Annotated in this window: 7 protein-coding genes; 4 read left to right on the top strand and 3 right to left on the bottom strand. The window is 73.1% G+C overall.

Features of this window, described 5'->3' with window-relative positions:
- Nucleotides 1-1,264, bottom strand: a 1,264-nt coding sequence (locus VFN12_RS00075) for a DAK2 domain-containing protein (protein ID WP_325116487.1), incomplete at its 3' end; no start/stop codon positions are given.
- Between the two features lie 189 nt (nucleotides 1,265-1,453).
- Between VFN12_RS00075 and rpmB the strand changes: the two genes are divergently transcribed.
- A complete protein-coding gene (gene rpmB / locus VFN12_RS00070; RefSeq protein ID WP_011756723.1) occupies nucleotides 1,454-1,639 on the top strand; it encodes a 50S ribosomal protein L28 in 186 nt (61 codons plus the stop codon).
- Nucleotides 1,640-1,695: 56 nt separating this feature from the next.
- Here rpmB and VFN12_RS00065 read toward each other — a convergent pair whose 3' ends face one another.
- Nucleotides 1,696-2,643, bottom strand: a complete 948-nt coding sequence (locus tag VFN12_RS00065; protein ID WP_325116484.1) for a thiamine-phosphate kinase — start codon at nucleotides 2,641-2,643, stop codon at nucleotides 1,696-1,698.
- A gap of 115 nt (nucleotides 2,644-2,758) precedes the next feature.
- On the opposite strand from VFN12_RS00065, the gene VFN12_RS00060 reads away from it, so the two are divergent.
- Nucleotides 2,759-2,995, top strand: a complete 237-nt coding sequence (locus tag VFN12_RS00060) for an Lrp/AsnC ligand binding domain-containing protein (RefSeq protein ID WP_325116483.1) — start codon at nucleotides 2,759-2,761, stop codon at nucleotides 2,993-2,995.
- Nucleotides 2,996-3,048: 53 nt separating this feature from the next.
- Nucleotides 3,049-3,504, top strand: coding sequence for a DUF3515 domain-containing protein (locus VFN12_RS00055; RefSeq protein WP_325116482.1), 456 nt, complete (start codon nucleotides 3,049-3,051; stop codon nucleotides 3,502-3,504).
- Between the two features lie 78 nt (nucleotides 3,505-3,582).
- Here VFN12_RS00055 and VFN12_RS00050 read toward each other — a convergent pair whose 3' ends face one another.
- Nucleotides 3,583-4,701 (bottom strand): D-alanine--D-alanine ligase family protein, encoded by a 1,119-nt coding sequence (locus VFN12_RS00050; RefSeq protein ID WP_325116481.1) that lies wholly within the window; start codon nucleotides 4,699-4,701, stop codon nucleotides 3,583-3,585.
- 32 nt (nucleotides 4,702-4,733) lie between these two features.
- Between VFN12_RS00050 and VFN12_RS00045 the strand changes: the two genes are divergently transcribed.
- Nucleotides 4,734-5,810 (top strand): trans-sulfuration enzyme family protein, encoded by a 1,077-nt coding sequence (locus tag VFN12_RS00045; protein WP_325116480.1) that lies wholly within the window; start codon nucleotides 4,734-4,736, stop codon nucleotides 5,808-5,810.
- Nucleotides 5,811-5,834 lie beyond the last annotated feature (24 nt).

Raw genomic sequence — 5,834 nt, 5'->3', positions numbered from 1 at the left:
CCGCCAGCGCGGCGAGTCCCTGGACCTGCGCCTGGGTGGCGATCACCTCGACCCGTACCGCCGCGTCCTCCTCGGCCGTCCGGGCGGCGACCTCGGCCACCCGCACCGTGTCGGCGTCGTTGGGCAGGACGACCACCTCGGCGGCACCGCAGCCGGTGATGGCCTCGAGCAGCTGGCCGGTCGAGGGCCGGCGACCGGGGCCGCCCGGCACCACCACCGCGCCCGCTTCGGCGAAGAGCGCCTCCAGGCCGGGCCCGGCCGCGACGGCGACGACCCGGCGGCCCGAGCGGACAGCGGTCCGCTGGCGCAGCTGGGCGACCTGCTCGGCGAAGTGGGTGACCCGGACCCGGTGCGGCCGGCCTGCCTCGATGCCGGCCTCCAGCGCCGCCCCGACGTCGTCGACGTGCACGTGGACGTTCCAGAGCCCGTGGCCGCCCACCACGACCAGGCTGTCGCCGAGCGGCGTCAACGACTCGCGCAGCGTCGGGATCGCGGCGTCCTCGGCGTCGAGCAGGTACATCACCTCGTAGGCCGGCCCGTCCTCGGTGAGGTCCCCGGCCGGCTGCGGGACCGGGATGGTCGGGCGACCGATCGGCGTCGTGACCGGGACCGGCCGGCGTCCGGTGAGGACGGTCTCCGCCGCGTCGAGGATCACGCTGAGCCCGCGACCACCGGCGTCGACGACGCCGGCCTCGCGCAGGATCGCCAGCTGGTCGGGGGTCCGGGCCAGGGCCTCCCGCGCCGCCTCCGCGGCGGCCGCCATCACGTCCCGCGCGCGGGCGTTGTGGTCGTCGGCCCTGGCCGCGCCGGCCTCCGCGGCGGCACGGGCCACGGTGAGGATGGTCCCCTCGACCGGCTCGCCCACCGCGGCGTAGCTCGCCTCGCTCGCCCGGATCATCGCCTCGGCCATGACGGTGGCGTTGCGCTCCCCCGGCTCGCGGCCGGCGACGCGCTGGGCGAAGGCGCCGAGCATCTCGCTGAGGATGACCCCGCTGTTGCCGCGAGCCCCCAGCAGCGCACCGCGGCGGAACGCCTGGAGCCCGGCGGAGAGGTCGGCGCCCGGGTCACCCAGCACGATGTCGCGGAGGGCGTCACGGGCAGCCGACACGGTGAGGTACATGTTGGTGCCGGTGTCACCGTCGGGCACGGGATACACGTTGAGGGCGTCGATCTCCTCGCGCGCCGCGCCGAGCGCATCGGCGGCGAGGTCGACGAAGCGCAGCACGGTGGGGAGCCGGATGGTGCCGTCGGTGGGCGCTTCCATCGGCTGCTTCGTCCCTCCTGATCGGGTGGTCCGGATCGGGCCCTGCGTGGGGCCTCAGGTTAGTCTCTCGGGACCGTCCTGCTGCGGCAGGCGACGATTCGCACGTCGGCAGGGGCGTCGGATACTCTGGTGCGGTTGCCCGCCATGCCGGGCCCTCTCGTTCCAACCTCGATCTTTCAGGAGTTCACGGTGGCTGCCGTCTGTGACATCTGCGCCAAGAAGCCGGGCTTCGGCAACAACCGACCCTGGTCGCGCAAGATCACGAAGCGTCGCTTCGACCCCAACATCCAGCGCGTCCGGGCGACGGTCAACGGCACGCCCAAGCGGCTCAACGTCTGCACCGGCTGTCTGAAGGCCGGCAAGGTCACCCGCTGACCCAGTCTCAACGCTGACCCGCCCGAAACTTTCGGGCGGGTCAGCGTCATTTGGGGCTAGAAGTGGGTCCAGCCGGTCGGGCCCTCGTACTCCTCACCGTCGACGGTGACCCCCACGCCGTCACTCACGGTGCCGATGACCATCCAGCCCTCCGGGACCGAGCCGTCCGGGAACGTGGCCAGCAGGGCGTGGTCGTCTCCCCCGCCGAGCACGAACTGGAGCGGGTCCGCGCCGAGGGCCGCGCCGACCGCCTGCAGCGGCTCGGCCAGCTCGAACGCGTCGCGGTGCACGTCGAGCGCGACCCCGGAGGCGGTGGCGATGTGGCCGGCATCGGCCAGCAACCCGTCGGAGACGTCGATCATCGCGGTGGCGCCGGCGTCGGCGGCGACCTGCCCGGCGTCGTACGGCGGCTCGGGGCGGCGGTAGGCCTCGACCAGCACCCGGGGGGAGCGGAACCCGCGTCCCAGCACGGCCATGCCGCCGGCCGCCCATCCCTGGCGACCGCAGAGTGCCATCACGTCGCCGGGCCGAGCCCCGGACCGGACCACGGGCGCCACGGTGCAGGCGCCGAGGACGGTCACGGCGATCACCAGCTGGTCGGCCCGGCTCAGGTCCCCTCCGACGACGGAGGCACCGACGAGGGAGCACTCCTCGGCGAACCCGCGCGCGAAGTCGAGGGCCCACTGCGCGGGCAGGTCGGCCGGGGCTGCCAGCGCGATCGTGAGCGACGTCGCGCGCCCACCCATCGCGTTGATGTCGGAGAGGTTCTGCGCGGCGGCGCGGTGGCCCACGTCGGCCGCCGACACCCAGTCGCGGCGGAAGTGGCGTCCCTCGACCATCAGGTCCGTCGACACGACGACGTGGCCCGTGCGCACCCTCAGCACCGCGGCGTCGTCGCCGGGCCCCACCAGAACCTGGTCGCCCTGCTCGAAGATCCCCGTGAGCGCCTCGATCAGCCCGAACTCTCCTGCGTCGGCCACTGTCGCGTCGGGGGGGAAGGTCATGGCGCCATCCCACCAGACCAGTGCCTGCCCCGCCCACGAGGGGACCTATCGAGAGCTCCTCGGTCCACGATAGGTTGGCCCGCGACACAGACCCGCACGAGACGAGGAGTCCACGATGGTCGTCCAGGCGTACATCCTGATCCAGACCGACGTCGGCAAGGCCGCCGAAGTGGCCCGCGAGATCGCGACGGTCAAGGGCGTGACGCTGGCCGAGGACGTCACCGGACCGTACGACGTGATCGTGCGCGCCGAGGCCCGCAACGTCGACGAGCTCGGGAAGCTCGTCGTGTCCAAGGTCCAGAACCTCGACGGCATCACCCGCACCCTCACCTGCCCGGTCGTGCACATCTGACCGGCTGGATGTCTTGTCGACGCCCCGGACCCCGACGGGTCCGGGGCGTCGCCGTGTCCGGGCTCCTGCTGGCCCTCGCCGGGTGCGCTGACGAGCCGGTCTCCGTCTCCTCGCCCGACGTCGGCCCGGCGGCCCGCGTGACCTGTGAGCGGCTCCTCGCCGACCTGCCTCCGGAGCTGGCGGGAGAGCAGGAACGGGCCGTCGCCGGCGAGGGAGCGCTCGGCGCCGCCTGGGGCGAACCGGCGATCGTGCTCACCTGCGGCGGTGCGCTCCCCGACGACTTCGACCGGTTCGCGCAGTGCGTCGAGGCCAACGGTGTCGGCTGGTTCGTCCCGGCCGACGCCGAGACCGACCAGTCGGCAACGGCCACCCTGACGGCGGCGGGGTACCGGCCCGTCGTCCGGGTCTCCGTCCCCGGCGACTACCGGCCCGAGGGGGTCGCGTCGGTCATGGCCGGGCTGGCCGACCCGGTCCGGCAGCACCTGCGGCTGGTCGACCGGTGCGAGTGACCGCCGATCTCGATAGTCCCGAACACGACGGTTGGTCCGTACGGCGTGTCGCCAACCGGATCGTGAGGGACTATCCGCTCAGCGGAGTCCGGTGTCGCGGGCCAGTGCGAGCCGGATCAGCCGGTCGACCAGCTCGGGGTAGGTCATCCCCGAGGCCGCCCACAGCTGGGGGTACATCGAGGTGGGCGTGAACCCGGGCATGGTGTTGAGCTCGTTGATCACCAGCGAGCCGTCCGGCGTCACGAAGAAGTCGACCCGCGCCAGGCCCTCGCACGAGAGGGCCTCGAAGGCGCGCACGGCCATGTCACGCAGCTCCTTCTCGGTCCCGGGCGGGAGGTCGGCGGGGATGTCGATCTCGGTCTGCTGGTCAGCGAGGTACTTGGCCTCGAAGTCGTAGAACTCGTGGTCACCGCCTGTGCGGACCTCGCCGGGACGCGAGGTCTCGGCCGGTCCCTCGAGCGTGCCGAGCACGCCGCACTCGACCTCGCGCGACCCTTCCATCGACTGCTCGACCAGCACCTTGGGATCGTGGCGAAAGGCCTCGGCCATCGCCTCGTCGACCTCGTCTACGTCGTGGACCTTGCTGATCCCCATGCTCGACCCGGCGCGGGCCGGCTTGGCGAAGCTCGGGAAGCCGAGGGCCTCGACGCGGGCGCGGGTGCCGACGGGGTCCTGGTCCCACTCCGCGCGGGTGACCACGATGCCCGGTGTCACCGGCAGCCCGGCCGCCTGGAGCACGACCTTCATGTAGGCCTTGTCCATGCCGACCGCCGAGGCCAGGACGCCGGAGCCGACGTAGCGCACCCCGGCCATCTCGAGCATCCCCTGCAGGGTTCCGTCCTCACCCCAGGGACCGTGCAGGAGCGGGAAGACCACGTCGACCTCGCCGATGACCGACGGCACGCTGGACGGTTCGGCGACCACGAGGTCGGTGCCCGTCGTCGCGCCCATGAGGGCCACCGGCGAGCCGGCCGAGTCGACCTCGGGCAGGTCGTTCCCGCGGATCGCGAGCCGACCCGGCTCGTCCGCCTCCAGCACCCAGCGGCCGTCGGTGGCGATGCCCACCGGGACCACGTCGTAGGCGTCGCGGTCGATCGCGGCCAGCACACTCCCGGCCGTGACGCAGGAGATGCCGTGCTCGGAGGAACGCCCACCGAACACGAGGGCGACGCGGGGCTTGCGGGTGGGCGCGTTCATCGCACCGACCCTATCCACCTACGCTCGTCGGCATGACCGAGGACGCGCCCGCCCTGAAGCCCTCCACTGTCGCGGTCACCGCGGGACGCCCGGAGAAGCAGCCGGACGCGCCCCTGAACACCCCGCTCACCATGGCCTCGACGTACGTCGCGGGCGGCGACCTCGAGTACGGGCGCTACGCGAACCCGACGTGGACCGCCTTCGAGGAGACGCTCGGCGCGCTCGAGGGCGGGCGCTGCCTGTCCTTCGCCTCCGGGCTCGCGGCGGTGTCGACGGTGCTCGACCTCGTCGGCCAGGGCGCCAAGGTCGTCGCGCCCCGCCACGCCTACCTCGGCAGCATCATGCAGCTCGCCGACCTCGAGGCCAGGGGCCGGCTCGACGCGCAGCTGGTCGACGTGACCGACACCGACGCCATGGTGGCCGCGTGCGACGGGGCGGCCCTGGTCTGGCTGGAGTCGCCGACCAACCCGGCCCTCGAGCTCGCCGACATCCCCACCATCAGGGCCGCCGCGCACGATGCCGGCGCCTACGTCGTCGTCGACAACACCTTCGCCACTCCCCTGCTCCAGCGGCCCCTCGAGATGGACGTCGACCTCGTCGTGCACTCGGCGACGAAGTTCCTCTCCGGGCACAGCGACGTGCTCCTCGGCGCCGTCGTCACCCGCGACGACCAGCTGTACGACGTCCTGAAGGGCCGGCGCGACCTGGTCGGGGCGATCCCCGGCACCCTCGAGGCGTGGCTCGCGCTGCGCGGCCTGCGCACCCTCCACCTGCGCGTGGAGCGGGCGCAGGCCAACGCCACCGAGCTCGCCCGCCGGCTCTCGGGGCACCCGGCTGTCGAGGAGGTGCGCTACCCCGGCTTCGGCGGGATCGTCGCGATCGTCCTCGGGCAAGGGGCTCTCGCCGCAGACCTGCTGGTGCACAAGACGACGCTGTGGGTGCACGCGACATCCCTGGGCGGAGTGGAGTCGACGTTCGAGCGGCGCCGGCGCTGGAAGACCGAGCCGGCCACGATCCCCGACGCGCTGGTGCGGCTCTCGGTCGGCATCGAGGACGTCGACGACCTGTGGCACGACCTGGAGCGGGCGCTCGACGACCTGGCTGGCTGACTCGCCCGGGTAGGTTCGCTTTCG

This window comes from Nocardioides sp. (assembly GCF_035703625.1).
Classification (GTDB): domain Bacteria; phylum Actinomycetota; class Actinomycetes; order Propionibacteriales; family Nocardioidaceae; genus Nocardioides.
The sequence above is the reverse complement of the archived record's forward strand: the minus strand, read 5'-3'. Positions and strand labels throughout refer to the sequence as shown.